This is a genomic window from Micromonospora sp. NPDC007230 (genome assembly GCF_042869115.1).
Classification (GTDB): Bacteria; Actinomycetota; Actinomycetes; order Mycobacteriales; family Micromonosporaceae; genus Micromonospora.
Genome location: NZ_JBIAFE010000009.1, coordinates 149,781 through 174,574 on the forward strand (window position 1 = coordinate 149,781; position 24,794 = coordinate 174,574).

The 24,794-nt window shown below is 70.5% G+C and carries 21 protein-coding genes; 11 read left to right on the plus strand and 10 right to left on the minus strand.

Annotated features, from left to right (window positions below; translation table 11 throughout):
• The first annotated feature begins 183 nt into the window (after positions 1–183).
• The 4 genes from ACFYML_RS15285 (at position 184) to fmdA (ending at position 5,659) form a co-directional block, all read left to right on the plus strand.
• Complete coding sequence (locus ACFYML_RS15285) at positions 184–1,938, plus strand: RyR domain-containing protein (RefSeq protein ID WP_387421197.1); 1,755 nt, start codon at positions 184–186, stop codon at positions 1,936–1,938.
• Complete coding sequence (locus ACFYML_RS15290) at positions 1,928–2,440, plus strand: hypothetical protein (protein WP_387421198.1); 513 nt, start codon at positions 1,928–1,930, stop codon at positions 2,438–2,440. The genes ACFYML_RS15285 and ACFYML_RS15290 overlap by 11 nt, the downstream gene beginning before the upstream one ends.
• A 705-nt stretch (positions 2,441–3,145) precedes the next feature.
• The gene (locus ACFYML_RS15295; protein ID WP_387421199.1) at positions 3,146–4,282 is read left to right on the plus strand and encodes an RNA-guided endonuclease InsQ/TnpB family protein; all 1,137 of its coding nucleotides are present in this window, start codon (positions 3,146–3,148) and stop codon (positions 4,280–4,282) included.
• A gap of 132 nt (positions 4,283–4,414) precedes the next feature.
• Entirely contained in the window at positions 4,415–5,659 is a 1,245-nt protein-coding gene (fmdA, locus tag ACFYML_RS15300; protein ID WP_387421200.1) for a formamidase, read from the plus strand.
• Positions 5,660–5,667: 8 nt separating this feature from the next.
• Here fmdA and ACFYML_RS15305 read toward each other — a convergent pair whose 3' ends face one another.
• From ACFYML_RS15305 to ACFYML_RS15315, 3 genes are all read right to left on the minus strand, one after another.
• On the minus strand, positions 5,668–7,080 hold the full coding sequence (locus ACFYML_RS15305) for an acyl-CoA synthetase (protein ID WP_387421201.1): 1,413 nt from the start codon (positions 7,078–7,080) through the stop codon (positions 5,668–5,670).
• Between the two features lie 23 nt (positions 7,081–7,103).
• The gene (locus ACFYML_RS15310) at positions 7,104–7,304 is read right to left on the minus strand and encodes a hypothetical protein (protein WP_387421202.1); all 201 of its coding nucleotides are present in this window, start codon (positions 7,302–7,304) and stop codon (positions 7,104–7,106) included.
• A 127-nt stretch (positions 7,305–7,431) separates the two neighbouring features.
• Entirely contained in the window at positions 7,432–7,692 is a 261-nt protein-coding gene (locus ACFYML_RS15315) for a hypothetical protein (RefSeq protein ID WP_073835825.1), read from the minus strand.
• A 130-nt stretch (positions 7,693–7,822) separates the two neighbouring features.
• On the opposite strand from ACFYML_RS15315, the gene ACFYML_RS15320 reads away from it, so the two are divergent.
• Positions 7,823–8,569, plus strand: a complete 747-nt coding sequence (locus ACFYML_RS15320) for a hypothetical protein (protein ID WP_387421203.1) — start codon at positions 7,823–7,825, stop codon at positions 8,567–8,569.
• Between the two features lie 12 nt (positions 8,570–8,581).
• Here ACFYML_RS15320 and ACFYML_RS15325 read toward each other — a convergent pair whose 3' ends face one another.
• Positions 8,582–9,112 carry a winged helix-turn-helix domain-containing protein gene (locus ACFYML_RS15325; RefSeq protein WP_387421204.1) on the minus strand — a complete coding sequence of 177 codons (531 nt, stop codon included), beginning with the start codon at positions 9,110–9,112 and terminating at the stop codon, positions 8,582–8,584.
• Positions 9,113–9,473: 361 nt separating this feature from the next.
• Here ACFYML_RS15325 and ACFYML_RS15330 point away from each other — a divergent pair, with 361 nt between their 5' ends.
• Positions 9,474–13,832 (plus strand): S8 family serine peptidase, encoded by a 4,359-nt coding sequence (locus ACFYML_RS15330; protein ID WP_387421205.1) that lies wholly within the window; start codon positions 9,474–9,476, stop codon positions 13,830–13,832.
• A 102-nt stretch (positions 13,833–13,934) separates the two neighbouring features.
• On the opposite strand, the gene ACFYML_RS15335 is transcribed toward ACFYML_RS15330, so the two are convergent.
• Positions 13,935–14,450: a winged helix-turn-helix domain-containing protein gene (locus ACFYML_RS15335; RefSeq protein WP_387421206.1), complete on the minus strand. Its 516-nt coding sequence runs from the start codon at positions 14,448–14,450 to the stop codon at positions 13,935–13,937.
• A gap of 586 nt (positions 14,451–15,036) precedes the next feature.
• Here ACFYML_RS15335 and folE point away from each other — a divergent pair.
• Both folE and ACFYML_RS15345 read left to right on the plus strand, forming a co-directional pair.
• Positions 15,037–15,711, plus strand: a complete 675-nt coding sequence (gene folE, locus ACFYML_RS15340) for a GTP cyclohydrolase I FolE (protein ID WP_387421207.1) — start codon at positions 15,037–15,039, stop codon at positions 15,709–15,711.
• A gap of 17 nt (positions 15,712–15,728) precedes the next feature.
• Entirely contained in the window at positions 15,729–16,982 is a 1,254-nt protein-coding gene (locus ACFYML_RS15345; RefSeq protein WP_387421208.1) for an NAD(P)/FAD-dependent oxidoreductase, read from the plus strand.
• Positions 16,983–17,004: 22 nt separating this feature from the next.
• Here the strand turns inward: ACFYML_RS15345 and ACFYML_RS15350 are convergent, their stop codons facing one another.
• Positions 17,005–17,649 carry a helix-turn-helix transcriptional regulator gene (locus tag ACFYML_RS15350; RefSeq protein WP_387421209.1) on the minus strand — a complete coding sequence of 215 codons (645 nt, stop codon included), beginning with the start codon at positions 17,647–17,649 and terminating at the stop codon, positions 17,005–17,007.
• Positions 17,650–17,780: 131 nt separating this feature from the next.
• Here ACFYML_RS15350 and ACFYML_RS15355 point away from each other — a divergent pair, with 131 nt between their 5' ends.
• On the plus strand, positions 17,781–18,251 hold the full coding sequence (locus tag ACFYML_RS15355; RefSeq protein ID WP_387421210.1) for a DIP1984 family protein: 471 nt from the start codon (positions 17,781–17,783) through the stop codon (positions 18,249–18,251).
• A gap of 280 nt (positions 18,252–18,531) precedes the next feature.
• On the opposite strand, the gene ACFYML_RS15360 is transcribed toward ACFYML_RS15355, so the two are convergent.
• From ACFYML_RS15360 to ACFYML_RS15375, 4 genes are all read right to left on the minus strand, one after another.
• Positions 18,532–18,744, minus strand: a complete 213-nt coding sequence (locus tag ACFYML_RS15360; RefSeq protein WP_387421211.1) for a hypothetical protein — start codon at positions 18,742–18,744, stop codon at positions 18,532–18,534.
• 2 nt (positions 18,745–18,746) lie between these two features.
• Positions 18,747–20,006, minus strand: coding sequence for a sugar ABC transporter substrate-binding protein (locus tag ACFYML_RS15365; RefSeq protein ID WP_387421212.1), 1,260 nt, complete (start codon positions 20,004–20,006; stop codon positions 18,747–18,749).
• 407 nt (positions 20,007–20,413) lie between these two features.
• A complete protein-coding gene (locus ACFYML_RS15370) occupies positions 20,414–22,093 on the minus strand; it encodes a Na+/H+ antiporter (RefSeq protein ID WP_387421213.1) in 1,680 nt (559 codons plus the stop codon).
• 236 nt (positions 22,094–22,329) lie between these two features.
• Positions 22,330–22,827 carry a cation:proton antiporter regulatory subunit gene (locus ACFYML_RS15375; protein ID WP_387421214.1) on the minus strand — a complete coding sequence of 166 codons (498 nt, stop codon included), beginning with the start codon at positions 22,825–22,827 and terminating at the stop codon, positions 22,330–22,332.
• 214 nt (positions 22,828–23,041) lie between these two features.
• Between ACFYML_RS15375 and ACFYML_RS15380 the strand changes: the two genes are divergently transcribed.
• Positions 23,042–24,133 carry a HAMP domain-containing sensor histidine kinase gene (locus ACFYML_RS15380; RefSeq protein WP_387421215.1) on the plus strand — a complete coding sequence of 364 codons (1,092 nt, stop codon included), beginning with the start codon at positions 23,042–23,044 and terminating at the stop codon, positions 24,131–24,133.
• A 2-nt stretch (positions 24,134–24,135) separates the two neighbouring features.
• On the plus strand, positions 24,136–24,789 hold the full coding sequence (locus ACFYML_RS15385; RefSeq protein WP_387421216.1) for a response regulator: 654 nt from the start codon (positions 24,136–24,138) through the stop codon (positions 24,787–24,789).
• Positions 24,790–24,794 lie beyond the last annotated feature (5 nt).

The window sequence follows — 24,794 nt, forward strand, 5'->3', positions numbered from 1 at the left end:
GCGGCCCCGATCGACTCCGTCAAATAAAATGGCGCTCATGGTCGCAACCTGGTGGCCGCGCCGCCCCTACCGGCGTCCCCGCCTCGCCAGCCCCTGCCACCACCGTCCCACCGACCCGAGAGCCGCTCGATGACGGACCCCGTCGCTGGCTTTTCCCGCCCAGCCGGATGGTGGCTGCGCATCGTGTTCGGAGTCATCGGGCTGGCCTCCCTCGTCCTCGGCTACATCGGCTTCGAGCGCCTGCTCGCGGTACGGCCCGAGACCGCCCACGACCCGTACGACGTGCTCTACTACGACCTGCAACTCTTCGTCCTCAGCGCCGAGCCCTTCCAGAACGCCGGCCCCTACCCGTGGCAGCTGCAGGTCGCCCGGTTCACCGCCCCGCTGTTCACCCTCCTCGCCGTGGCCGAGACCGGCCGGCTGCTGCTGGCCGCCGAGATCCGCCGCCTGCGCGCCCGACGAGCCCGCGATCACGTCCTGGTCTGCGGCGACTCCCAGTTCGCCCACATGCTCGCCGACCGGCTCTTCGCCGACGGCGAACGCGTGGTCGTGGTGCGCTCCGAACCGTTCGGACCGCTGGAATACCGCCAGCGCCGCTATCTCGGCGTCGTCGGCGACCCGACCAGCCCGGAAGTGCTGCGCGGCGCGGGGCTGCCCCTGGCCCACACCATCTACGCCTGCACCGACGACGCCGACCGCAACCACGCGATCGCCAACACCGCCAGCCGACTCGTCCAGGACCGGCGGCAACCACCTCGGGTCTACGTGCAGGTCCACGACCCCGAGATGTGCCTGTCCCTGCAGGCCCGCCGACTCGGCGCCGCCGGATCCAGCCGACTACGGCTGGACTACTTCCACGTCGACGACGTCGCCGCCCGCGCGCTGCACCGCCACCACCCACTGCCACCCGCGACCGGCCGACCGACGAGGGTCCTCATCGCCGGCACCGGCCCCTTCCGCCGAGCCCTCCTGGTGGAAACCGCCCGGCACTGGCGAGCCCGCCGCGCCGACACCCCTCCCGGTCACCTCGTCACACCCCTGCGGGTGGACCTCGTCGCCCCGGACGCCAGCACCGAACTGGCCCTCGCGGCGTCCCGCTACCCGTTCCTGACCACCGTCTGCCAGCTCGCCGCGTACAACCTGGACCTCGACCGCCTCGTCGAGCTCGCCCCGCTCGAACGCGACCACTACGACCGCATCTACATCTGCGCCCCGGAGGAGACCAGCGGCCTGCAGTTCGTGCTGGACACGCCCGCCCTCTGGCAGGGCGCGGAGAGTTCCGTGTTCGTACCGGTCTATCGGCAGGCCGCGCTCGCCGCCGCCTTCCACGGCGACTCCCGCCACGACCTCCTCGACGAGGTGCACGGCAAGCTCCGCCTCTACCCGGTGCTGACCCGCGCCTGCGACGCCCGACTGATCGCCGAGGATCTCACCGAACGGCTGGCCCGGCTGATCCACGACCGCTACCTGCAAGCCCAGCAGCGCGCCGGAGTACGCCCCGGCGACGCGCCGGCGATGGTGGACTGGTCACGACTGCCCGAGTCACTGCGGCGAGCCAACCGGGCCCACGTCCAGGACATCGCCGCCAAGCTGTTGAACCTCGGCTGCGTCGTGGCACCCCGGCACGGCAGCACCGGCGACGCCTCCGCCGCCGGGCTGGCCATCGACGACCGGATCGAGGAACTCGCCCGCCTCGAGCACGAACGGTGGTGCCGGGAACGACGAGGAGAAGGCTGGACGTACGGCGAACCCCGCGACGACGCCCGGCGACGACACCCGGCGCTGCGGCCGTGGGACGAACTGACTCCCGAGGTCCAGGAGCAGAACCGCGAGGAGATCCGGGCACTGCCCGACGTGCTGTCCGACAACGGGTTCGAGCTGATCCGGCTGGCACCCGCGATGCCCGCGCAGCGGAGGGGACCGGGGAATGTCCGCTGATTCCGTACCGGTGCGGGTCGGCATCACCGGCCACATCAACCTGACCCGCGCCACCGAGGGGCTCGTCGCCGACGCGCTCCGCGTCGAGCTACGCCGGATCAGTGACCGGCCGGTGCACGGCGTCACCTGCCTGGCGGCCGGCGCCGATCAGGTCTTCGCGCGCACGATTCTGGCCACCGGCGGCACGTACGAGGTGATTCTGCCGGCTCGGGACTACCGGACCGCCGTGATCCACCCCGGGAACCGGGCCGCCTTCGACGAGCTGCTGGCCCGGGCGGTCGAGGTCGTCCACACCGGGTACGACCGCTCGGGCACCGCCGCCTACGTGGCGGCCAACCGGGAACTGGTGCGACGGGTGCAGCGACTCGTGGCGGTGTGGGACGGCGAACCCGGCTGCCACGCGGCGTCGACGGACCGGACGATCGACTTGGCGCGGGAACACGGCATCCCCACCACGATCCTCTGGCCCGACGGCGCCCGTCGAGTGCTCCGCGAGGATTGACGGGTCGGCAACCGCGGACGGCTGCCCGCTGCGAAACCGTCGGCGGGCTGCTGGACCGGGCCCGGACGCCGAGCAAGGGCCGGCGCCTGCCACGGCGGAGGACTGTTGCGCCAGCATTAACGATTTGCGGCATTGGCCTGCGAGGCAGGCCGTCCGCGTCCGATGTTGGCACCACGGGCATGCGACTCCTGGACCGTTCCGTCACGCACGCGCACGGGCCGGGAACGTGCCTCGGCGAGGGAGGCTGGGGTGGCGACCTACACGTACCGATGTTCCCGACACGGCGATTTCGCCGTGTCGTTTCCGATCGGCGAGGCGACCGCACGTGTCCCGTGTTCGGTGTGCGGCAGCGACGGGGCCAGAGTGATCTCCGCGCCGCTGCTCATCCGCACGCCACGTCCGTTGGCCGTGGCGATCGACCGCGCGGCGCAGAGCGCGGAAAGACCCGACGTGGTGTCGTCGATTCCCGGCAGGCAGCAGGCGGGACGCCGCCCGGCGAACCCCCTCCAGGCTCGCCTCCCACGACGATGAACGTGGGATAGGACCCGGCATCGGATGTCCCAGGGGGCCGCGGCACGGCACTCGGCGAAGGGAAGCGGCTCATCGGTATTGTGGCGTGGAAACCCGGCCGTTTACGGCCGGGAGGACACGACGCTCCCTCCCTTCGGTGATCGTCTTACATGGACGGTTGGTAGGGTGTGAGGGGTGGGTGAGGTGGTGAAGCGGGCTTACAAGTACCGCTTCTACCCGTCTCCTGAACAGGCCGAACAGTTGAACCGCACCTTCGGGTGCGTGCGTCTGGTGTACAACCGGGCGCTTGAGGCGCGCACCCGGGCGTGGGCAGTGGATCGTCAGCGCACCACCTATGTGCAGTCGTCGGGGTGGCTGACCGAGTGGAAGCGCACCGAGGAGCTGGCGTTCCTGAACGAGGTGTCGTCGGTGCCGTTGCAGCAGACGTTGCGGCATCTGCAGGCGGGGTTCGTGGCGTTCTGGGACAAGCGGTCCCGGTATCCGAGGTTCAAGTCCAAGCGCAAGTCGCGGGCGTCGGCCGAATACACCCGCTCCGCGTTCCGATGGCGTGACGGCCGGCTCACGTTGGCGAAGATGAACACCCCGCTGAACATCGTGTGGTCCCGACCGTTGCCGGAGGGGGCGGAACCGTCCACGGTCACGGTGTCCCGGGACGCCGCCGGCCGCTGGTTCGTCTCCCTGCTGGTGGAAGACCCCACGGTGAAGCCGCTGCCGCTTGCAGCGGCGGAGGTTGGTGTGGACGCGGGCATCACCAGCCTGCTCACCCTGTCCCACCCGATCCCCGGAATCAGCGACGAGCACGGAAAGGTGGCCAACCCGCGTTACGGGCAGGCCGACCGGCGCAAGCTCGCCAAGGCGCAGCGGAACCTCGCCCGCAAGGAGGAGGGCTCCAACAACCGGGCCAAAGCCCGAATGACGGTGGCCCGCATCCACGCCCGTATCGCCGACCGGCGTCGGGACCATCTGCACAAGCTGACCACTCGACTCGTCCGTGAGACTCAAACGGTCGCGATCGAAGACCTCAGCGTGCGTAACATGCTCCGCAACCGCCGCCTGGCCCGCGTCATCTCCGACGCGGCCTGGGGCCAGTTCCGCAGCATGCTGGAGTACAAGGCCACCTGGTACGGGCGTGAGGTGATCCCCGTCGACCGGTGGCTGCCCTCGTCCAAAACCTGCTCCGGGTGCGGGCGGATCAACACCACCCTCGCACTCAACGTCCGCTCGTGGACGTGCCCGGGTTGCGGGGTCGAGCATGACCGGGACATCAACGCCGCTAAGAACATCCTCGCCGCCGGGCTGGCGGAGAGGTAAAACGCCTGCGGAGCTGATGTAAGACCTCAAGGGAAGATCCTCCCGGAAAGGCAGTCGGCGATGAAACAGGAAACCTCACGGGCGACCGTGAGAATCCTGGCCCTTCAGGGCCGGGAGGATGTCAAGCCCGAAGTGTTGTTCCCACTGGACTCGGCCAGGAGTTTCACCGACCAGGCGAAGGTCGGTCACAACAGATGGCACCCGGACATCCCGCCCGCGGTCACCGTCCGGCCCGGCCAATCGTTCCGCGTGCACTGCCGCGAGTGGTTCGACGGCGCCATCCACAACGACGACTCGGCGGTGGACGTGCGGGACGCGCCCCTGTCGAAGGTCCACGCCCTCAGCGGGCCGTTCGCGGTGCAGGGTGCCGAGCCCGGCGACCTGCTCGTGGTTGACATCCTCGACGTCGGCCCCATCCCGCAGGAGGACTCGGGCCCCCTCGCCGGCCAGGGCTGGGGATACACCGGGATCTTTCCCAAACGCAACGGCGGGGGTTTCCTCACCGACTACTTCCCCGACGCCTACAAGGCGGTCTGGGACTTTGCCGGGCAGAAGGCCACGTCACGGCACATCCCGGGGGTCACGTTCACCGGAATGATCCATCCCGGACTGATGGGGACCGCCCCGTCGGCCCAGCTGCTGGCGACCTGGAACCAACGGGAAACGGCGCTGCGGGCCACCGATCCCGACCGGGTGCCGCCACTGTCACTGCCACCCGAGCCGCGTGACGCGATCCTCGGAACGCTGAACGGCGCCGACTTCGACCGGGTGGCGGCGGAAGCGGCCCGGACGGCGCCGCCCCGGGAAAACGGTGGGAACCAGGACATCAAGAACCTCACCAAGGGATCACGGGTCTTCTATCCGGTCTACGTCCCGGGCGCCAACCTGTCCGTCGGCGACCTCCATTTCTCCCAGGGCGACGGGGAGATCACGTTCTGCGGCGCCATCGAAATGGGCGGCTTCATCGACCTGCACGTCGACCTCATCAAGGGCGGCATGAGCACCTACGGCGTCTCGGAGAACGTCATCTTCCTGCCGGGAAACACCAACCCGCAGTACTGCCAGTGGCTGGCCTTCTCCGGCATCTCCGTGACGCTGGACGGCGAACAGCGCTACCTGGACTCCCAGCTGGCGTTCCAGCGAGCCTGCCTGCATGCCATCGACTACCTGACCAAATTCGGCTACACCCCGGAACAGGCCTACCTCCTCCTCGGCGCCGCGCCGATCGAGGGACGGTTCTCCGGGGTGGTGGACATCCCGGACTCCTGTGCCACCGTCTACATCCCGACCGAGATCTTCAACTTCGACGTGCGGCCGTCGGCCGGCGGACCGACCAGGATCGATCCAGGCCAGGGTGCGCCGAAGGCGAGCTTCTGAGGGACGCCTCATCCTGCGGCGAGCAGCTTCTTCTGCACCTTGCCCATCGCGTTGCGCGGTAGCTGCTCCACCAGATGGATCTGCCGCGGGCGTTTGTGCGCGGCGATCCGGCCGGCCACGAACTCGATGAGCTGCGCCTCGCTCGCCGCGTCGGCGACCACGTAGGCGACCACCTGCTGCCCGAGGTCGGGATGGGGCGCGCCGACCACGGCCGCCTCCCGGACCCCGGGATGGGCGAGCAGCGCGTCCTCCACCTCGCCCGCCCCGATCCGGTACCCACCACTCTTGATCATGTCGATGGACGCGCGGCCCATGATCCGGTGCCACCCGTCGGCGTCGACGGTGGCGATGTCGCCGGTGCGGAACCAGCCGTCCGAGGTGAACGACTCCCGGTGGGCCTCCGGCCGGTTGAGGTACCCGCGGAACATCATCGGCCCACGCACCCGGAGCTCGCCGGGGGACTCCCCGTCGGGTGCCACCGGGCCGCCGTCCTCGCCGACCAACCGGGTCTCGACTCCGGCCAGTGGCGTGCCGACGAAGCCGGGCCGGCGCGCGCCGTCCGCGCGTCCGCTGACCGTGATCAGCGTCTCGGTCATCCCGTACCGCTCGACCGGCGGCTGGCCGGTGAGCTCGGCGAGCCGCGTGAAGACGGGCAGCGGCAGCGGTGCGCTGCCGCTGACCAGCAGCCGAGCCGACGACAGGGCCCGGGCGGCGGGCGGATCGGCGCAGACCCGCGACCACACGGTCGGCACGCCGAAGTACAGGGTGCCGCCGGCGGCGGCGTACGCGTCCGGCGTGGGACGGCCGGTGTGGGCCAGCCGGGACCCGACCCGTAGCGCACCCAGCACCCCGAGCACGAGGCCGTGTACGTGGAACAGGGGCAGACCGTGCACCAGCAGATCCTCGGGTGTCCACGACCAGGCGTCGGCCAGGGCGTCCAGGTCGGCGGCGATCGCCTGCCGGGGGATCACCGCTCCCTTCGGCGCTCCCGTGGTGCCGGAGGTGTAGAGGATCAGCGCGGGGCTCTGCGGCGCCGGCTCGGGATGGCCGCTGCTCGAGCGGGCGCCCAGGTCGACGGCGACGACGGGAATCCGTCCGTCCGCTGGCGCTGCGCCGTCCTCGACGGCCGGGGGGACGAGCAGCAGCGAGGCGGCGGAGTCGCGCAGCACGTGGTCCCGCTCGGTCGGGCCGGAATCCGGCGGCACCGGTGCGACGGGCACGCCGGCGAGTAGGCCGGCGACCACGGCCACCACGGTTTCCATGCTGGCCGTCGCCCAGATCGCCATCGCGTCGCTGCCGGCGATCCGTTCGGCGAGGGCGGTAGCGGCGGCGAGCAGTTCCTCCCGCGACGCCCGCCGGTCCCCGACCCGGATCGCGTCGGCGTCGTCACCGAACGCCCCGGACAAGGCCGGCAGCAGCACCTCGTGGCTTCCCTCGGGTGGTCTCAGTCCAGCAGCCAGGCCTGCATCTGGCTGCCGTCCGGTGTCGGGCTGATCGCGAGCAGCGCGAACGAGACGGCCGCGGTGACGCCGGCGCCGAGCAGGTAGCCGGCCGCGAGCAGACCGTGGAGCGCCAGGAGGGTACGCGTGCCGGGGGGCCGTTCCGCGTGGATCGACTGCCGGGCACCACTGGCCACGTCCGTCATCGCCTGACGGTACCGCCCGGCCGCCCTCCCCGTGTGCCCCGTACCCCGGGCATGCATGCGCGACGTACCCGGGCCGCTATCAGCGGCCCGGGTGCCGTCGACGTGGGCCGAGGCCCGACCGGTGTCGCTACCGGCTGCTCTTGAGGTTCTGGTAGAGCTGCTCGGGGTCGCGGACGAAGTCCATCTTCTTGTCCCGCGCCCGGGCGAAGTCGTCGATCATGTGTTGCACTTCGCCGGGGGTGAACCGTCGGTCCTCGTCACCTTCCTTCTTCAGCCAGTTGATCACGTCGTCGTAGTTCTTCCAGTCCTTTTTGCCCATCAGGCGTTCGATGTCGGTGACGTCGTAGTCCTTCTGCATCGCCTGGCTGGACGGGTCGTGGATCTTCATCGACTGCTCCTCCCCGTGACGGCATTCTTCGCCCGATTGCCCGTGGTGCAGGCGAGCAAACGGGCGGGCTGGGGAGCACTCCGGGCCGCGGGCGGCGTTCGGGACCGGCCGTTGCGGGTACGCGGGGCGGGTGGCGGAGCTGCTGGAGGACGGCGACATCTACTTCCTCTACCGCCCCCGTGTGGAGGAGGAGCACGTCGACTCCCTGGAGGAGGTGCAGCGGCTGTTGGTGGTGCTGCACCCGTGGCACGGGAGGCACCTGCGGCTGCTGATCATCGGCCGCAAACGCCTGCCCGACATCGACGAGCACGACCGCTTCTGGGCGTTCGTCGACGAGGTCGTGGATCGGCCCGAGCAGCTGCACGAGGCGGTGCAGGCGCGGGCGTACCGGACGAGGACCCGCGACCGGCGGCGGCAGCCGCCGGCGCGGCCCGTGGCGGAGGGCGCGTACGTGATCGCCCGGCACGACGACCACACGCACCTGGCGTACGAGCTGGAACTGCCGCTGCGGCCCGGCGAGGCGCAGCACGAGCTGAGCATCGAGCCGGAGGCGAGTTACATCGTCACGGTCAAGAACCCGCGGGCGCCTTCCCCGCCCGGGGTCGGCCTCGGCCGGTCGCGCAAGGTCAAGCTGCCCGCCGCGCTGCAGCAGAAGTTCCACGGTCGCCGCTTCGCCCCGCTCGATCCGCCCGGCTTCCTCGACCACCCCGGGACCGAGCTCGTGCTCATCGGCGCCGCCCACGACGCTTCGCAGGAGTTGCGGGTCGACCTGGACGCGGAGGTCGACCGGGCGGAGCGGAGCACGGTCTTCGGAGACCTGCGGATCAGCCGCCGGGACCGCCCGGTCGCCCCGCTCTTCGAGGGCAGATGGGCCTGACCAGAACGGGCGTCACGCGTCGGGAGTCCCCGGTTGTTGGTGGCCGGCCAGCCGGAACCCGACGCCGCGTACCGCGACGATGGTGACGCCGGTGCCGAGTTCGGTGAGCTTGCGCCGTAGCCGCTTCACCAGCGACTGCACATCCGCCTTGCGCTCCCGCCCTTCGTCACGCCAGACCGATCGGTGCAGCTCGGGGTAGCTCCAGGCCCGGATCGGCTCGGTGGTCAGGCAGGCCAGCAAGTCGTGCTCGAGGCGGGTGAGGCTGATCTCGCGGTCCCGCCAGCGGGCGGTGGACCGGGCCGAGTCGATCAGCAGGATGTCGTCGGCTCCGGTGGACGGGGCGGCGGGTGGCGGCGCGGCCGCCGCCCGGGCAAGCCGCTGCGGCGTCGCGATCAGCCTGCGCAGCTCGTCGAGATCGGCGACCAGCAGCAGCGGCGCGACGCCGTCGAGGCGTTCGGCGAGCCGGAGCCGCTCGGCCGGCGACGGCGTCACCGCGATCAACAGCGGGAACAGTTCCGCGGCCGGCTCGGACTGGTCCGGCACCCTGCTTTCCTCGTCCTCGGCCACTGCACCCCACCCCGAACGGTGGGCAAAATCTGCCCAACTTCGCTATGGCCCTGACAGTAATTGTCAATCATGCCGCCAACCAGGCAACCGTTAGTGAGAAGTTGCTTACGTAGCGTCCTTGATCGCGCTTTCCTCTAGATCATAGTGTCCACCCTGGGCAGTCGACGTGACCCGCGCGGCGCCCTGAGGGGGCATGGGGAGTTCGTCCATTCCGGGTGTGATCCAAACGGGAGTCTCCCGCACCCTTCGCCATGACTCGATCAACTGCGGGTCGTCTCTGGAGGAGGCAGCACCAATGCTAAGACGTCCACACAGGAAGCGCATCGCCAGATGTCTGGTGAGCGCCGGCGCGGCGATCGCCCTCGTCGCAACAGGATTGGCCACCGGTTCAGGTGCACAGGCGGCACAGGCCGGGACGGGAGCAGCCTCCGCCTCTGACAAGATCCGCCCGGACCTGGCCAAGCAGCTGCAGGGCAAGACCGAGGGCGACTTCTGGATCCACTTCAAGGCCAAGGCAGACCTGAGCAAGGCCACCGGAATCACGGACTGGGCCAAGCGGGGCACCGCGGTCGCGGAGGCGTTGCAGAAGACCGCCGCCGAGAGCCAGGCCAAGATCAAGGCTGAGCTCGAGAGCTCGGGTGTGAAGTACCAGACCTTCTGGGCGACCAACGCCATCAAGGTCACCGGCGGGTCGTCCACGATGGCCCAGAACTTCGCCGCCCACGCCGAGGTCGACGGCCTGTACGCCCCCATGGAGTACAAGGTTCCCGAGGTCACCAAGGGCACCAACGAGAAGACCGTCAACGCCCTCGAGTGGGGCATCGCCAACATCAACGCCGACGACGTCTGGTCCCAGTACGGCGTCAAAGGCGCGGGCATCACGGTGGCGAACATCGACACCGGCGTCCAGTTCGACCACCCCGCCCTGGTGAACTCCTACCGCGGCAACAACGGCGACGGCACGTTCGACCACAACTACAACTGGTTCAACGCCGCCGGGACCTGCGCCGCCGCGCCCTGCGACAGCAACGGCCACGGCACGCACACCATGGGCACCATGGCCGGCACCGACGGCGCGAACCAGATCGGCGTCGCCCCCGAGGTCAAGTGGATCGCCGCGAACGGCTGCTGCCCCAGCGACGCCGCACTGATCTCCTCCGGCCAGTGGATGCTCCAGCCCCGGGACCTCAACGGTCAGAACCCGGACGCCAGCAAGCGGCCGAACATCATCAACAACTCGTGGGGTACCACGGCACCCTCCAACGAACCGTTCATGGAGGACGTGACCAACGCTTGGGCCGCGTCGGGCATCTTCGGCGCCTGGTCCAACGGCAACAACGGTCCGTCCTGCCAGACCAGCGGCTCGCCGGGCAGCCGGATCAACAACTACTCCGCCGGCGCCTACGACATCAACAACAACATCGCCAGCTTCTCCTCCCGGGGCGCCGGGCAGGACGGCGCGATCAAGCCGAACATCTCGGCCCCCGGCGTGAACGTCCGGTCGAGCGTTCCGGGCAGCAGCTACGCCAGCTTCAACGGCACCTCCATGGCCAGCCCGCACCTCGCGGGCGCGGTCGCGCTGCTGTGGTCGGCGGCACCGGCGCTGGTCGGTGACATCAACGCCACCCGCGCGCTGCTGAACACCACGGCGGTCGACAAGGCCGACTCCCAGTGCGGCGGCACCGCGGCGAACAACAACGTGTACGGCGAGGGCCGGCTGGACGCCCTCGCGCTGCTCAACGCCGCCCCGATCGGCGACACCGGCACCCTGACCGGCACGATCACGGACGCGGGCAGCGGTGCCCCGATCGCGGGTGCCGCCGTGGCCCTGACCGGCGCGGCCAGCCGCCAGCTGACCACCGGGAGCGACGGCAAGTACTCGTCGCTGCTTCCGGCCGGCGACTACCAGGTCGCCGTGTCGGCGTTCGGCTACGAGAGCAAGACGGTGCCGGCGACGGTCACCAAGGACACCACCACGACGACCAGCATCGCGCTGGCGGCGGTGCCGAGTGTCACCGTCAGCGGAACGGTCACCGACGGTTCCGGGCAGGGCTGGCCGCTCTACGCCAAGGTCAGCGTCGAGGGCCCGTCGGGCGTGTCCGGCTACACCACCCCCGCCGACGGCCACTACAGTTTCAAGCTCCCGAGCGGGGCGACGTACAGCATCAAGGTCGCGCCGCAGTACCCGGGCTACCAGACGGTGACCAAGGACGTCGTCGTCGGCTCGAGCAACGTCACCCACGACGTTGCCGTGCCGGTGAACGCCAACTCCTGCACCACGGCGCCTGGCTACCGCAACGGCTCCGACGGTGTCTACGAGACCTTCGACGGCACTACCGCGCCGGCCGGCTGGTCGGTGGTGGACGGTCTCGGTAACGGCCAGGTCTGGCAGTTCAACGACCCCGGCAACCGCGGCAACCTGACCGGCGGCGCCGGCAACTCGGCGGTGCTCGACAGCGACAAGTACGGCAGCGGCAACCGGCAGGACAGCTCGCTCGTCAGCCCGGTCGTCGACCTGACCAACGTCACGGCGCCGGTGATCCGGTTCAACCAGGACTTCCGGCAGTTGGGCACCAACAAGGCGGATGTCGACCTCAGCCTCGACGGCGGCACCACCTGGGCCAACGTGCTCCGGCAGTCGACCAGCGCCCGGGGACCGCTGGTCACCGAGGTCAAGATCCCGCAGGCGGCCGGCAACGCGCAGGCCAGGGTCCGGTTCCGCTACTACGACGCCTCTTGGGCGTGGTGGTGGCAGGTCGACAACGTGCTGATCGGCAGCCAGGTCAGCTGCCAGCCGATCGACGGTGGCCTGGTGCTCGGCCACGTGCAGGACAAGAACGACGACAGCTACCTCAACGGCGCCACCGTCACCAGTGACGACCGGACGGCCGAGAAGGCCACCACCGCCGCGACTCCGGACGACACCGACCTGCCGGACGGCTTCTTCTGGATGTTCTCGTCGTTGACCGGATCGCACAAGTTCACCGCGAAGGCCGGCAGCTACGTCAGCCAGAGCAAGGACGTCAACGTTCAGAAGAACGGGGCGACGGCCGCGACCTTCCAACTCGGCGCCGGCCGGCTGTCCATCCAGCCGTCCGACGTGAGCGGGACGGTCCAGATGCCCAGCGGCAAGGTCAACAAGACCTTCACCGTGACCAACACCGGCGCCGCGCCGGTCGACGTCCAGTTCAGTGAGCGGGACGGTGGCTTCTCGCTGCTTCGGGCCGACGGATCCACGATGAGCAAGCAGCAGCTGCTCGCCTCCAGCGGCGCGCCGGAGCAGCGGCTCGAGGTCCCGACGTCGTTCGCCGCGCAGGCGTCCAGCAAGGACGCCAAGGTGACCACCGCGGACGGCCCGCAGTCCGCGCCGTGGACGGACATCGCGGGCTACCCGGCTAACGTCATGGACAACCGGGTGGTCAACCTCGACGGCAAGGTGTACTCGATCGCCGGCGGCAACGGATCGGCGTCCTCGGCGAAGAACTACGTCTACGACCCGATCGCGCAGACCTGGGCGGCGATCGCCGATCTTCCCGGTGCCCGCAACGCCGTGACCGTGGGCGTCGTGGACGGGAAGATCATCGCGACCGGCGGCTGGGGGGCTTCCGGGCCCGACAGCGCCACCTGGTCGTACGACCCGGCGGCGAACACCTGGACGAGCAAGGCCAGCAACCCCGCGCCGCGCGCCGCGGCCGGGCAGGCGGTCGTCGACGGCAAGCTGTACGCCATCGGCGGTTGCACCACCGCCTCCTGCACCCCGATGTCCAACACGGTCGTCCGGTACGACCCGGGCAGCGACACCTGGGAGACGCTGGCCAACTACCCGAAGTCGGTGGCCTTCGCCTCCTGCGGCGGGATCGACGGCGTCGTCTACTGCACCGGTGGTAACGACGGGTCCGCCGCGCAGAAGGCCGGCTACGCCTTCGACCCGGGCGCCAACGCCTGGACCGCCATCGCCGACGCGCCGACCGACACCTGGGCCAGCTCCTTCGCCGTCGCCAGCGGCAAGCTCATGGTCGTCGGTGGCGTGCAGGGCGGAGCCATCAGCAACGCCGGCTTCGCCTACGACCCGGGTGCCAACTCCTGGTCCAACCTGCCGAACGCCAACACGGCCCGCTACCGCGGTGGCGCGGCGTGCGGCTTCTACAAGATCGGCGGCTCCTCGGGCAGCTTCAACGCCACACCGGACAGCGAGGCCCTGCCTGGCTTCGAGGAGTGCGCTGAGCGCCCGGCCGACGTCAGCTGGATGACGATCGACAAGACGTCGGCCACGCTGGCGCCGGGCGAGAAGATCACGGTCACCGTCGGGATGACGGCGAACGTCGACCAGCCGGGCACCTACTCCGGTTCGATCGCGATCAAGGAGAACACGCCGTACACGGTGCAGCCGGTGCCGGTGACGATGAACGCGCAGCCGCCGGGTACCTGGGGCAAGCTGCTCGGTACGGTCACCGGGACGAACTGTCAGGGCGTCAGCGCACCGCTCCAGGGTGCGACCGTCCAGGTCGACTCGAAGTCGACCTCCTGGACCTTCAGCACCGACGCCCAGGGCAAGTACGCCTACTGGCTGGACCGCAAGCACAACCCGTTGAAGATGATCGTCGCCAAGGACGGCTGGAAGCCCCAGAACCGTCAGACGACGATCAGCAGCACCCCGAGGGTGGAGGACTTCGCGCTGTCCCCAACCAGGTGCTGACAACTGAACAGTGACTGACCCGGCCCGTCTGGTTGCGACCAGGCGGGCCGGATCAGTGTGTGCAGGTTGTCAGCCAGCTTCGGCGCGGGCTGAGTGTGGTGGTCAGGCCAGGGCGAGGCGGAAGCCCACCCCACGGACCGCGTGGATCGCCGCCCGGGCGTCCAGCCAGGCGAGCTTGCGCCGTACGCGGCGCACCACCGAGTGCATGTCGGAGCCTCGGCCGAGGTGCTCGTTGCCCCAGACCTTCAGGTGCAGCTGCTCGTAGGTCCACACCTGTCCGGGCGTACCGACCAGGCACACCAGGAAATCGTGCTCCAGCGGCGTGAGATCGATCTCGCGGTCCAGCCAGCGCAGCACCCGTCGGTCGGAGTCGACGATCAGCTCGGGCGGTGGCGGCGGACCGCTGTCCTCCACGGCGTCGACGATCGCGGTCTGGCCAGCCGGTGCGGCCCCGGCGGCCCCGGGTGCCCCGGCCGCGTCGAGGAACTCCCGTGCCTGCTGGACGGTCGAGACGATCAGGAAGGCCTCCGTCCCGCCGAGCAGCTGTGCGAGTTGCCGACGTTCGGCCGGCGAGGACGCGATGCCGATGACCAAGGATTCGCTCGGGATTGCCCTCATCCCCCCACCCCTTCCGGTTCCCGACCCGTTCTGGGATGTTTCTCCTGCAACGCCAATCAATTGGCGTTCTTACGTGCTAATGCCCGTTTGGCGTAAAGTATCCGCTGATCGGCGAGTCAGTAGTCGATTGTGGACAACAATTTTGAAACGTGGTCGTCATTTTATTGGGTGGTCACTGTACGCGATGGATGGCGAACCCGGTCTCCGCTGCTCGCCTGGTGCATGGCCTCGACCCTTCGCCGCTCAAGGTGGCCCCTGATGCTGGTTTCCGGTGCTGTCGAGATGTCACTCCGGGTGCTCGTGCTGCCTCTCTTCAGGCGTTTCCTTGCCGCCTCGTTGATCAAGACGCCGTTGGTATAGTAATGCACTTCGATGTAACGGGCAACGTCCAATGCGCACCTTGCATTTGTGATAGCCGATACCGGTTTGAGTGTTCCAATACCGATTGTTCAGGTCGCTCAGGAGCGTGGCCGAGGAGACCGATCGGGCCCGGGGGAGCGCGCCCAGGCCCTGCCGGTGGGCGACGATCTGCCCGCGGGATTTTCGCCAGTGGGCGCTATTGAAATTCCGGCGCAAGCGCGCCAGGATGGCGACGAAGAGCAACCATCCCTGGTGGAGACGGAGGTTGCGGCGTGGCACCTGCACACCGCACTCGGAGGTGGCTGACGTGAGCATCGCACCGGCCCAACGCCGCGTCGACCAGCGACCAGTGCTCGACCTGGTCGCTGCCGAACAGGCCGCCGCCCGGTTCCTGGCCGCACTCGACATCGACCTGGACTCGGAGAGCCTGCGCGACACTCCCCGCCGAATGGCCCGGGCGTACGCCGAACTGCTCACCGCACGTCCGTTCGACCTGACCACGTTTCCCAACGACGAGGGCTACGACGAACTCGTCCTGGCTCGATCCATCCCGATCCGGTCGGTCTGCGAACACCACCTGCTGCCCTTCGTCGGTGTCGCACACGTCGGCTACCTGCCCGGCGAGCGGATCCTCGGACTGTCCAAGCTCGCCCGCGTGGTGGAACTCTTCGCCCACCGCCCGCAGGTGCAGGAGCGGCTGACCAAGCAGGTCGCCGACTGGCTGGCCCTCGAACTGGCACCCAAGGGCGTCGGCGTCGTCATCGAGGCCGAGCACCTGTGCATGACCCTGCGGGGCGTACGGGCCGCCGGCGCCACCACCGTGACGTCCACCCTGTTCGGCGCCCTACGAGACGACCCCCGCTCCAGAGGCGAGTTCTTCTCCCTCACCGGCGCCCACTGACCGAACTGGAGAGCGGCATGGAAAGCAGCGACACCTTCGTCATCGTCGGCGCCGGACTCGCCGGCGCCAAGGCCGCCCAGACCCTGCGCGAGGAGGGCTTCGCCGGCCGCGTCATCCTGCTCGGCGCCGAGCCCGAACGGCCCTACGAGCGGCCACCGCTGTCCAAGGGCCTGCTGCTCGGGACCACGGGGTGGCTGGACGCGTATGTGCACGAGCCCGGCTGGTACGCCGCGAACCACGTCGAGCTGCGGACGGCGACCCGGGTCACCGCCGTCGACCGCGACCTCCGCCAGGTCGTGCTCGACACCGGCGAACGGCTCGGATACGACAAACTGCTGCTGACCATCGGCTCCACGCCCCGCCGACTGGACGTCCCCGGCGCCGACCTGGACGGCGTGCGGTACCTGCGCACGCTGGACGACTCCGCCGAGATCGGCACGGCCCTCGTCGGCGGCGCCCGCCTCGTGGTGATCGGTGCCGGCTGGATCGGCCTGGAGGTCGCCGCCGCCGCCCGCCAGTACGGCGCCACCGTCACCGTGGTGGAGACCGCCGACCTGCCGTTGCAGCGAGTGCTCGGCGACGAGGTCGCCCGGGTCTTCGCCGACCTGCACCGCGGCCACGACGTCACCTTCCACTTCGGCGTCGGAGTCCAGGAGATGCGCGGCGCGGGGCGGGTCTCCTCGGTGCTGCTGACCGACGGCACCGAACTGCCCGCCGACACCGTCGTCGTCGGCGTGGGCATCCAACCCGACACGCAACTGGCCGAGGCGGCCGGCCTGAAGGTGGACAACGGGATCGTCACCGACGCCCGGCTGCGTACCTCCGACCCGCACATCTTCGCCGCCGGCGACGTGGCCAACGCCCACCACCCGCTGCTCGATCGGCAGCTGCGCGTGGAGCACTGGGCGAACGCGCTCAACGGCGGCCCCGCCGCGGCCCGGTCCATGCTCGGCCAGCAGGTCGAGTACGACAGGCTGCCGTACTTCTTCTCCGACCAGTACGACCTGGGCATGGAGTACTCGGGGTGGGTGGACCCGAGCGGCTACGACCGGGTGGTGTTCCGTGGCGACCCGGCCGTGGTGGGCGGCCGGGCGCCGGAGTTCCTGGCGTTCTGGGTCTCGGACGGCCGGGTGCTGGCCGGGATGAACGCCAACGTCTGGGACGTGACCGACCAGATCCAGGCGTTGGTGCGGGCGGGCCACCGGGGCCGGGCCGTCGACCTGGACCGGCTCGCGGACCCGCAGGTGCCGCTGGGTGACCTGCTGCCCTGACGACAGGCGCCGGCGCGACGCGTCAGGCCGGGCGGACCTGCACGCAGCAGGCGTCGGGTGCGGGGGCCAGCCGCGCGCGCAGATCCGTCCGGCCGAGCCCGCTGAGCAGCCCGGCGATGAAGGCCTCGTTCAGGCCGCACACCAGCTCGGTCTGCCGGGCGGCGAGGGCGTGGAAGGGGCAGTTCCGCAGCCGGATCAGCTCCTGCTCGCCGGCCGGCTCGAAGCCCAGATCGGCCAGCACGGCGGCGACCGGCCGGCCGCCGCCGACCTGGCGACCGATCTCCGCGCCCCGCTGCGCCGCCACGCGGAGGGCGGCCGACCGGGCATCCGTCGGATCCTCGGCGACGGCGTCGGCCAGGATCTCGCCGATCAGCTCGTAGCGGCGCTCCGGGATGGTCAGGGCGATGCAGCCTGGCGCCGCCTCGTACACCTTCGGTGTCCGGCCACGGCCGCGCGGCTGGTCGGCCGGAGCCTCGTACCGCGCGTGCAGCAGCCCGGCGTCGACGAGCTTGTCGAGGTGGAACGCCGCCAGGTTGCGCGAGATCCCCTGCGCCTCGGCGGCCTCGTCCCGGGTCACCGGGTGGTCCTGGCTCCGGACGTAGTCGTACAGAGCCCGTCGTACCTGGTCGGTGAGGACAGTCACCGCCTGCCAGGGGGCCGTCGCCATGCCGAGAGTTTATCACCAACAGGCGTTGTCGAAATTTCTCCTCGGCGCATCCATCGAGAAGAAAATGCCTCGGCCGGGTGGACCGAGATCATCTATTCTCGGCGTACTCATCGTCAGGGAGGTTCATTGTAGTGAAGCTGGGCGAGGCGCTGGCAGACCGTGCCGAGACGACCCGTCGTGTGGAACAGCTCCGGTCGCGCATCATCGGCAGCGCCCGGTACCAGGAGGGCGAGCTGCCCGCAGAAGACGCCCAGCAGTTGCTGGCCGAGCTGCAGGGCGTACTCGACCATCTCGAGGCGCTGATTCGGCGGATCAACCGCACCAACGCAACCGTGACGATCGGTGGCCTCGGAACCCTGACCGACGCGCTCGCCCGCCGCGACGTACTCCGGCTGCGCCATGCCGCGCTCACCGCCGCCGCAGACGCCGCCGCCGGCAGCGGACGTGGTCACGTGGTACGGCAGCTCCGCTCGGAGCTGAAGATGCTCGCCGCGCTGCCGGTCGGGGAACTGCGCGGCCAGGCCGACGGGATCGCCCAGGAGCTCCGTGAGCTGGACGTGCTGATCCAGCGCACCAACTGGGAGGCCGATCTCCTGGAGTAGTGCGGCCACAGCGATGTGGAGCAGGTAGTCGTCGTGGAAGCGTGCACAGACAGGGCCGGCTGTAACCCGGCAACCTTCTCCTGGCGCGCGATGGGCAGCGCGGGGGTTCGACTCCCCGAGGTGACAACGCAGCCCAGCACCGAGGACAGGTGATCGCGCACCGCGCACCATTCACCACCACGTGCAGGTCCATGACGGCGAGGGCGGGTTCGGGGTCACCCACATCGCAGCGGCCGTCGCGCCAGCGCGGCGGGCCCGCCGCGCTGAGCGAACAAGGTGGTCACCGCGGTACCGCGAGCAGTTCGATGCCGATCTCCCGCCCGCCGGTCAGGTCCGGGCACAGCAGCTGGGACAGTCGCTCGCTGCCGATCATCGGCTGCCACGGACGGTGCGGTGGTACGCCCGCCGCGCCGCCGTACACCCGCACGGTCGGCGGTTCGCCGGCCGCGGGCAGCGCGGCGGCGGTGACCGGCGCGGACAGCGGCCCGGTCACCGTCACCTCCCGGTGCCGATCGCGGTCGCCGTGGTCTGCATCTCCTTGGCGGCGGTGGCGGGATCGGAAACGCCGCGCACCACCCGCTCGATGCCGTCGTCGAGGACGTCGGCGACCTGCTCCCAGGTGGCGATCGCCGGCGCCGACTTGGCATCGTTGAGCTGCTCACCGAACGCCTTCAGGAGCGGGTCGTCGGCCAGCGTGCCGGACTGCCAGCTCTCCTGCACCGCCGGGAGGCTGCCGACCAGGTCGTACAGCTTCTGCTGCGCGGCCGGGGTGGTGAGGAACTGGACGAACTTCCAGGCCGTGTCGCGGTTCCTGGACTCCTTGAAGACCGCCAGGTCGGAGCCGCCGATGAAGGAGGTGCCGGCCTGCTCGTGCGGCATCTGCGCGACGTCCCACTTGCCCTCGAAGCCCGGGCCGCCCTCTCCGCGCAGGATGCCCATGTGCCACGGGCCGGAGACGAAGGCGCCGACCTCACCCTTGATGAAGCCCGCTGCCACCGCCTCGGGGGCGAGATTCGTCGGCGCGAGGCCCTGCTTGAAGAACGAGGCGTAGTACTCCAGCGCCTTGCGCATCTCGGGGGAGTCGAGGGTGAACTTGCCGTCCTTCATGATGTCGGCGCCGGCCTGCCAGGCGAAGGGCATGAAGCTCTGCCACGACTCGGTGCCGCCCGGCTGCAGGTAGATGCCCCACTTGGCGCCGCCCTTGTCCTTCATCGCCTGGGCGAAGTCCGTGAGCCCCTGCCAGTTGGTCGGTTTCTGCGCGCCGGCCTTGGCGGTGAGATCCTTGCGGTAAAAGATCAGCCGGGTCTCGACGTACCACGGGACCCCGTAGGCGGTGCCGTCGACGACGGTGCTGTTCCACGCGCCCTCGAAGAACTTGCTCTTGTCGAACAGGCCCGTGGGGGTGGGGTCAAAGGCGCCCGTCTTGGCGAACTCGCCCATCCAGGTGGTACCCACCATGCTGACGTCCGGCGTCTGCCGGCCCGCGATGGCCGTGGCGATCTTGTCGTGCGCCGCTTCGAACGGGAACGACATGACGTTGACCTTGGCCTCGGGATTCTCCTTCATGAAGTCGGTGGCGAGCTCGGTGAGCTTCTCGCCCTCGCCGCCCATGGCCCAGACCCTGATCGCGCCCTTGGCCTTGCCGGCCGCGATCTCCTTGCCGGCCGAGCTTGAGTCGGCCTCGTCCTGGCCGCAGCCGGGCACCCCCAGCGCGAGGGCGACCACCAGGGCGGTCGCATATCGCAGATGCTTCATGGCCTCACCTTCTCGGAGTGGGCGGCGGCGCCCGGTGGTGGATGTTGCACCGCCGCCGCATCCTGCTCAACGACCGACCTCACCTGCTGCTCGCCGGAGAGGTGCACTACTTCCGCCTGGACCCGGCCTCGTCGTGACCTCCATCGTCGATCGGGCCGGGCAGCGGCTGCTGCATCTGCTCAACGTCGCCCCGTCGGGCGTGGCGGTCACACTGGCCCACCGGGGCGAACCGCTGCTCGCCGGCCGGCGGATCCGGGTCGACGGCCGCACCGGCCTGATGCTGCCGGTCGGCGTCCGCGTCGGCGAGGAGACGGTGATCGTCGGTGCGGGGCGGGCCGCCGGGACTGGTCCGACGCGCCGGCAGACCGCGAACGCACCGGCGCACCGGACAGCACCTGGATCGCCGGTCAGCGGCGGTCGCGCTTCGGGAGTAGCAGCTCCTCGTGATCGAGTTCGCGTTCCAGGACGCGGAGCCCCTCGTCGGGCAGCCGGCCGGCGTCCCGCCAGCGCAGCAGCTCCTCCCGTTGGGCCTCGATCGCGGCCCGCCGGATGCGCAGCGCCGCCTCGTACTCGGGTGAGGTGGGCACCTCGGCTGATTCGGCGCTCTGCAGCAGGTCGAGGCGACCCCGATAGCGGGCCAGGCGGGTCTGCAGCTGCCCGCGGGTGATGTTGACGGCCGCTGCCAGGTCCGGCTCGTCGGCGGCGACCTCGTCGAGGCGGGCCAGGGCCGCCTCGACGGCCGCCGAGCGGGCCTCGTTGCGTACCCGGGCCTGGTCGTTCTCGTTGGCCCGCAGGCCCAGCGCCCGGACGAGCGGCGCGAACGTCAGGCCCTGCCCGACCAGGGTCACGAGAACGACCACGAACGTGCAGAACAGCAGGAGGTTACGGTCGGGGAAGGGCACGCCGCTGTCGGTGGTCAGCGGCAGGGTGAAGATCGCGGCGAGACTGATCACGCCGCGGGTTCCGGACCAGCTCAGCGCCGCGACCTCACGGCCGGTCAGTCGACGCGCGTTGCGCTCCGCCCGCGCGGCCTCGCGGCTGCTGCCGGCCTCGTCGGGCTCGTCCTCGTCGGAGGTGCCGCCTAGCCGGGTGTGCAGCGACCGGGGGAGCACCTGGATCAGCACCAGCCACGCGGGGCGCAGGAGCAGCACCACGCCGACCGACACGGCGACCGCGATGACAACCGTGGAGGTCTCGTACTCGTGCAGGCCCCGGACCACCGTGGGCAGCTGCTGCCCGATCAGGAGGAAGACGAAGCCCTCGAGGAGGAAGTCGACCAGCCGCCACACCGCGCTGGTCTGCAGCCGGGTGGCGCCGGAGACGAGCCGGGGCGTGTGGTGGCCGACGATCAGCCCGGCGATCACCACGGCGAGCACGCCGGAGACATGAAGCTCCTCGCCCACCAGGTAGGCCACGAACGGCGTCGCCAGCGAGATGGCGTTGGACAGCAACGGATCCGCGGTGAGCGGTCGGGCCAGCCGTACGCCCCACGCGACGACAGCACCCACCGCGACCCCGCCCACCGCCGCCAACATGAACTGGCCGACAGCGGACGGAAACGAAAAGCCACCGCCCACGGCGGCGGCGACGGCGACCTTGAGGATCGTGAGCGCGGTGGCGTCGTTCAGCAGCCCTTCGCCCTGGATGATCGTGACCAGCTTCGGCGGCAGGTTGACCCGGCGGCCGACCGCCAGCGCGGCCACCGGGTCGGGCGGCGCGATCGCGGCGCCGACCGCGATCCCGGCGGCCAGCGTCGCCCCGGCGACGAAGAGGTGGAAACCGACCCCCGCCAGTAGGGCGGTGAGCAGCACCAGCACCACGGACAAACTGACCACGATGCGAAGGTTGCGGCGGATGCCCAGCAGCGAGGAGTCCAGCGCCGCGCTGTAGAGCAGCGGCGGCAGCACGACCGTGAGCACGAGGTTGGGATCAAGGCTGATGTTGGGCCCCGGGAGCAGCGCGTACGCGATGCCGATGAGCGGCAGGAGCGCCGCCGCCGGCAGACCCGTGCGCGACGCCACCCACCGCACGCCGACGATGACCGCGACGGCGGCGAGCACGAACAACAACGTCGTCTGGGGGCTCACCCGGTTACTCTCCCTAGCCGGCGGATGGTCCGAGCAGACGGCATGCGCGACCGCCCCGGCCCGGGCGGCTCAGCCGGCCGGAGCCGATCGGTGGCGGCATCGGCGCTGAAGCGCCGGCCGCGCAGTCTGCCGCAGTCCGGAGCGTACCCGCTGGTATGGGCGGGGTGACTTCGCCGCAGCGCGCGGAGAGCGACGCCACGACCCCGCCGGTCAACCCGGTGTCGCCTCGACCACCCTCAGCGCTCGGCCCCGGGACCGCCCGCGAGCAGGTCGGCGAGGGCGGCCACCCGGCGTTGGTCGGCGACGGCGACGAGCGTGTCGTCGGGGCGCAGAACGAAGTCCGGGGCCGGCGCGGCGATGACCTGATCGCCCCGAACGACGGCGACGATCGACGCGCCGGTACGGGTACGTGCCCGCGTGTCGCCCAGCGGCCGGCCGACGTAGGGGGACCCGGCCGGCAGGCGCAGTCGGACCGCCGCCACCCCGTCGACCTGCCGTTCCAGCTCCGTCAGGTGGTCGACGGTGACCGTCGTGTCCAGCACGTCGGCAATCCAGCGTGCCTCGTCCGGGTCGAGGACGACCGTGCTGAGCGCCCGCTCGGCGTCGTCGGGGTCGTAGACGACGAGGTCGCGCTGGCCGGTGAGGTGGCAGACGACACCGAGCCGCTGCCCGGCGCGGGTGGTGGTGGCCCACCCGATACCGACCCCGGGCAGTGCGATTCGTTCCATGGTCATCGTTTCGTTCCCATCAACTCGGCGCTGCCGTGATCGCGCCGCGCGTCCGTGCCAAGGGCCGGCGGCCGCCGGTGCGGGCCGCGGCGATGCTGACCCGGCGACCACCCCCAGGATGGCGCGGTAGCCCGGCACCCCGCATCGGTGCCGACCCCCATTCCCGCCGACGACCTCCCACGGTGCCCGGCGTCGTCCCCTGGCCTGGGCGGAAACATGGGTGTCCGCCCCGATGCCGACCCACCCGCTGCTGGGCGAGGCTGGACGGGCGCCGCGGTTCCGGGCCGACCAACCGCCCGGGTCCCGGGACGCTGTTAGAAAGGACGCGGAGCGCACCGGAGAGGAGGCGGCCGACGTGTCACTGTCGCTGTTCTGGCGGATCTTCCTGCTCAACGCGGCGGTACTCGTGGTCGCCACGGTCCTGCTGCTGCTCGGCCCGATCACCGTGTCGACCCCCGTCGTGCTCACCGAGGTGGCGGTTCTGGCGGGCGGCCTCGCCGCCATGCTGGTGGCCAATGCGCTGCTGCTGCGCGTCGGACTGGCACCGCTGGAGCGGGTCACCCGCACCATGCGGACGATCGACCTGCTGCGTCCCGGGCACCGGCTGCCGGTCACCGGCCAGGCCGGAATCGCCGACCTGATCCGCACCTTCAACGCCATGCTCGACCGGCTGGAGGCCGAACGCGCCACCAGCGCGGCGCGTGCGCTCTCCGCCCAGGAGGCCGAACGGCGGCGCGTCGCCCGGGAACTGCACGACGAGATCGGCCAGACACTGACCGCCGTGCTGCTGGACCTCAAGCGCGTCGCCGACCACGCACCATCACCTGTCCGCGACGAGCTGCACCAGGTGCAGGAGACCACCCGCAACAGCCTCGACGAGATCCGTCGCATCGCCCGCCGGCTGCGCCCCGGCGTCCTCGACGAACTCGGCCTGGCCAGCGCGCTCAAGGCCCTCACCACGGAATACACCACCGCCGGGCTGACCGTGCACCGGCACCTCGCCGGGGACCTCCCGGAGCTCAACGACCAGGTCGAACTGGTCCTCTACCGGACCGCCCAGGAGGGGCTCACCAACGTCGTCCGGCACTCGGGGGCCCGCACGGCGCACCTGATCCTGCAGCGCACCGCCGGCGGCGTCGAGCTGCGGATCCGCGACGACGGCCACGGGATCGCGACCGCCCACGAGGGCGCCGGCATCCGCGGCATGCGGGAACGGGCGCTGCTCATCGGTGCCGACCTCACGATCGGCCCGGACCCGACCGGCGGCACCGACGTGTGCCTCCGGGTACCGACGCGAAACGAGACCAGCTGACCATGCCCGGACCCACCCGCATCCTGCTCGCCGACGACCACGGCCTGGTACGCCGCGGCGTGCGACTCATCCTCGACAACGAGCCCGACCTCACCGTCGTCGCCGAAGCCGCCGATGGTGCCGAAGCCGTCGAGCTGGCCCGCACCGCGGCCCCGGACCTGGCCATCCTGGACATCGCCATGCCCCGGCTGACCGGTCTGCAGGCCGCCCGGCAGATGTCCCGCGCACTGCCCGACCTGCGCATCCTGATGCTGACGATGTACGACAACGAGCAGTACTTCTTCGAGGCCCTCCGCGTCGGCGCCGCCGGCTACGTGCTCAAGTCGGCGGCTGACCGCGACCTCATCGACGCCTGTCGGGCGGCCATGCGCGACGAGCCGTTCCTCTACCCGGGGGCCGTCACCACGCTGGTCCGCGACTACCTCGGACGGGGCAGCAGCCCCGACACCGCCACCGCGCGGCGGATCACCGACCGGGAGGAGGAGGTCCTCAAGCTCGTCGCCGAGGGGCACAGCAGCAAACAGATCGCCGACCTGCTGTTCCTCAGCGTCAAGACCGTCGAACGGCACCGGTCCAACATCCTGCAGAAGCTCGGGCTCCGCGACCGGCTCGAACTCACCCGCTACGCCATCCGGGCCGGCCTCATCGAACCGTGACACCC

What these genes read in the sequence shown, in the direction of transcription:
- folE (WP_387421207.1), top strand. Translation starts at nt 15,037, where the DNA reads ATGGCGACGAAGAGCAACCATCCCTGGTGGAGACGGAGGTTGCGGCGT.
- ACFYML_RS15310 (WP_387421202.1), bottom strand. Translation starts at nt 7,304, where the DNA reads ATGACGGACGTGGCCAGTGGTGCCCGGCAGTCGATCCACGCGGAACGG.
- ACFYML_RS15315 (WP_073835825.1), bottom strand. Translation starts at nt 7,692, where the DNA reads ATGAAGATCCACGACCCGTCCAGCCAGGCGATGCAGAAGGACTACGAC.
- ACFYML_RS15345 (WP_387421208.1), top strand. Translation starts at nt 15,729, where the DNA reads ATGGAAAGCAGCGACACCTTCGTCATCGTCGGCGCCGGACTCGCCGGC.
- ACFYML_RS15290 (WP_387421198.1), top strand. Translation starts at nt 1,928, where the DNA reads ATGTCCGCTGATTCCGTACCGGTGCGGGTCGGCATCACCGGCCACATC.
- ACFYML_RS15335 (WP_387421206.1), bottom strand. Translation starts at nt 14,450, where the DNA reads ATGAGGGCAATCCCGAGCGAATCCTTGGTCATCGGCATCGCGTCCTCG.
- ACFYML_RS15350 (WP_387421209.1), bottom strand. Translation starts at nt 17,649, where the DNA reads ATGGCGACGGCCCCCTGGCAGGCGGTGACTGTCCTCACCGACCAGGTA.
- ACFYML_RS15385 (WP_387421216.1), top strand. Translation starts at nt 24,136, where the DNA reads ATGCCCGGACCCACCCGCATCCTGCTCGCCGACGACCACGGCCTGGTA.
- ACFYML_RS15375 (WP_387421214.1), bottom strand. Translation starts at nt 22,827, where the DNA reads ATGACCATGGAACGAATCGCACTGCCCGGGGTCGGTATCGGGTGGGCC.
- ACFYML_RS15365 (WP_387421212.1), bottom strand. Translation starts at nt 20,006, where the DNA reads ATGAAGCATCTGCGATATGCGACCGCCCTGGTGGTCGCCCTCGCGCTG.